General features: G+C 64.1%; 1 protein-coding gene. It reads right to left on the reverse strand.

Annotated features, from left to right (window positions below; genetic code table 11):
- Positions 1-221: 221 nt before the first annotated feature.
- Positions 222-512, reverse strand: a complete 291-nt coding sequence (locus tag ACFU99_RS40770) for a DUF4229 domain-containing protein (RefSeq protein WP_384402973.1) — start codon at positions 510-512, stop codon at positions 222-224.
- Positions 513-655 lie beyond the last annotated feature (143 nt).

The raw sequence follows: 655 nt of genomic DNA on the forward strand, positions 1-655 counted from the left end.
ACGAGGCTCATGGGGGATCGGTGCGCAGCTGCTGTCTTCATGACAAGTACGTTAACACTCGAACTTTGAGGTTCCCAAAGAATATCTTTGGTATCTCGCGTTACGGACGCACTCAGTCGCGGACAAGAGGGTCGTCGAAGGCCATCAGGGGGCGAAAACGACAGCGCCCCGCAGGGGAGCGGCTGCTCCCCCGCGGGGCGTGCGTGGTGTGTGGGCGGCGGCTACATGACGTGGTCCTCTTGCGCGGCGTTGGCCGCCAGCGCTTCCTTGGCACGGTCCACGCGGCCGACGATCTGCTCGGACATGGCGTCACGCTGCTTGCGGAGCAGCACATAGCTCAGCGGCGCGGAGATGATGAGCGCGACCAGCACCATCCAGACCAGGTTGGAGCCGCGTACCGCGAGCGGAATGACGTGCACGGAGCAGAGGGCCCAGACCACCGCGAAGCAGACGATGAGGAGGCCGATTCGCATACCGGTGTAGCGGAGCGAGGCGAACTTCTGGCTACTCACGGAGAGACCTTCTTCTCAACGACATCCGAAAGGGGCACCCTCCAGTCAAGCACGCCCCCGATTCGGCCGGGGAAGGGGGCGTCACATCGGGATGCGATCGCTGGTCGGAGACGTCGGGGACCGGAAGGGAACCGGAAGGGAAC

The sequence above is a fragment of the Streptomyces sp. NPDC057654 genome (genome assembly GCF_042800135.1).
In the GTDB taxonomy this organism is placed as follows: domain Bacteria; phylum Actinomycetota; class Actinomycetes; order Streptomycetales; family Streptomycetaceae; genus Streptomyces.